Here is a 2,811-nt window from a genome sequence, read left to right as displayed (position 1 = left end):
AAGTTTCAGCCTGTTGCACTTATTGTATTACTCCAGCACAACTTCTCAAAATTCCTACTGCATTACGTGACCAAGCGAGGCTTGAGTATTCAGGTACTCGCTTACAACTTTCCGCACTTCCTCAGTATAAGGTATCTATCTTCCTAATCTGCGATCAGTGCAAGAAACTCATCTAAAAGGGCAAGCAAATCGTTCTTTTGAAGAACGACAGCGGAAGGTTGGTTAAAATAGCCTTTTATACTTTCCGGGGGTAATTTTAATGGGGAGATGGGATCATATTCCCACTTGCTGGCTGTAAGGTTAAAATCGTTGAAAGGCTGCACTGTGTCAGAATAACCATCATAAAGGCAATTCAACCAAATGGGAGAAGTGGCATCATCAATGTGGTGTACTGCCAGCCAATAAAAGAATATTTTTTTTATCATCGAGAGTAACTCTATACTCTTTTCACTCTCATGTATTTCTCTAATTTCTGCCCTTATTCCGGATTTTATTCTTCCAGAAATCTTGTCGGTTACCTCTTGTTTTGGCAAAGAAGTACAATCGAAGATAATGGGTTTGTAGATTGTAGATTTTGATACGTTCAGGAAAGCAGCCTCTCCGGACACAAGCTTTTCAGGGACGATAATGCAATTGCCCACAGGCTGGTGGTGGAGTTGTTGATGGATGCGATGCTGCGAAAGTCGCTCCAAAAGTGAGCGGCTCATAGTCATCGTTTTGACAAGGTTTATGTAGCGCTGTGAAATTCGTTTACCACGATCTGTTACTGGATAAAGAATGTCAGTTTTTATAGATCTTAGAGAATAAGACATAAGCATTCGTTTTACCCGGTCTTTTAACTGACAGGAATCACAGGACCCGGAGAACGTCTGTAAGATGGCCAATAATACATATTTCAGAAATTCAGGCACTGATCGGTAAAGATCACATAGCCAGTTCAAATAGTGCACATCAGGCTCTTGTGCATGTATCAGGGAGCATAATATCTTCAGATGCGAATTAAGGAAAGAATCTTTCACACTGAGATTGAACATATTATCCGCCATATGCTTATCCACTATATGCCAAGCACTTTCTTCTATGATGCTTTTCCAATCTTTTATGTTTTCACCAAACCGGTAAAACATTTGTGGTGATAATAGTATCTCCCAATAATCCGGAAATTTGCTGGTTTTTACCGGTCCTCTGTTGAATGCAGAATAGAAATCTTTAAATCTGTGCATAAACTCAGTCGAAGCTGATCTGTTTGTATTTGACTGTAAGTCATTTTTAATAATTTCAAGACAACAGCTAATCTTACGACCCAAAGAAAATCCCGGTGAATCAAGAGTTTGGTCGGAATAGGCATCCCGCCTTTTAGCGGTTAGCCTCAGCTTAGAATTGTCTGGACGATGATAATCCCCCCAGTCGGGTTCGGTGATATCTGCAGTGGCCTGCCCGCCACCACCGAGTTGGTACTGTCGCCAGGTGTGGCCGCCATCGGGGCTGATCTCAACAAAACGGTGCGAAGCATTCTCTACTTGCCGGGCAGGAATTCCCCAATAGTCGCAGAGTACCTGGAAGATCATCGCCTTGTGTCGGCAAACCCCTTGTTTCTCCCTGAGCATATTCAGCAACAGCTGTTCATCCTGCCCGGTCACATTTTTGCTATCGGAAAATGTATCCAGCCAACCCATCAACGCCCTGAGTCGTTGCGGGATATCCCTGATCCCATGGATGTTACGCAGCTCTGCATAGGCTTCGCAGGTGTTCGTTTTGGGGTAAAAAATCTGCACTTCCAACAGATCTGCAAGCCGTTGACTGCACAATCCCTCTGGTAATGTCAGCCACTCGCCCGGTTTCAGTGGGGTAAAATAGGCTTGCTCGGGAGCAATGATAAAGTCCACCGTTACCGGTAATGCTGAGGATGCCTTACTTTTGATTAACAGTTGCCCTGTCAGCTCGCTTCGGGCCAGCTCAATGGGGGTGTCCGGGGTGCAGCGCAGTGCCCGGAGCTGGTCTTTGGGTGTCAGGGCAGGCAGGGGCTGCCACTGGTTATTCAGGAGCAGCGTAAACTTGCCGGGCAGTTCATCTGCGCCAAGGTCGGTCCGCCAGGCGGTATCATCAGGCCATCCTGCCAAAGGTGTTGTCGTGCCATTTGTCCAGTCGATGGGGTAGTCGCGCAACCGGCCGTCTTCATCCAGATGGGTCTCCAGAAAAAAGAGACGATATTGGCGGGCATCGAGAGGGTGTTCGGGGAAGTACCTGGTGACCTTGTAGTAGGGGGGCACCAAAATATCGCCAAATTTACAAGGATAAGCCGAATGACCGGTTTGTTGCGGGTTTACCGTTGACCCGCTATTGCGGCTGATCTCCATATCTTGCTGCATGGCTTGTGCAATGGTCATGACGTCCTGATCTGTTGCCTCCGGTGTCACCGTGATTACCCGATCATCACAACGGGGTACAGGCCCGAATGTTACCGTGATGGGCATCAACAGTCCGGGTATGCTATTGGCGCTGGCCTCAAGGTCCCGGCGCCGTCGTTCTTCCTGCTGGATGCGTTCCAGACGTACGATATCCTCCTTCAGCGGAGGCAGCGTTGTCTGCAAGGCACGAAAGGGCAGTGACAAGTGTTTTCGCAAGGCCTGATGCCAATGTTCAGGCCGCTGACTGGCCAGCTGTCGGGCGCTACTGAACAGGTCGTCCAGTGCCAGTTGCACCGGGCGGTTCTGCTGATGCAGTGCTGTGGCCAGTTGGTGGAAGTGACCCGCCAGCCACTTGGGCAATCCGTCAGGTATCTTGGGCAAACCCTGCACCAGCCCTTCCAGT

1 protein-coding gene is annotated in these 2,811 nt (G+C 48.2%); it reads right to left on the bottom strand.

Annotated features, from left to right (window positions below; genetic code table 11):
- Positions 1-143 precede the first annotated feature (143 nt).
- Positions 144-2,811: transglutaminase-like domain-containing protein (locus tag CX664_RS06510; protein WP_145999868.1), on the bottom strand; the 2,668-nt coding region annotated here is incomplete at its 5' end.

It is taken from the genome of Endozoicomonas acroporae, from assembly GCF_002864045.1.
In the GTDB taxonomy this organism is placed as follows: domain Bacteria; phylum Pseudomonadota; class Gammaproteobacteria; order Pseudomonadales; family Endozoicomonadaceae; genus Endozoicomonas; species Endozoicomonas acroporae.
This window is presented reverse-complemented; position numbering and strand designations above follow the sequence as displayed.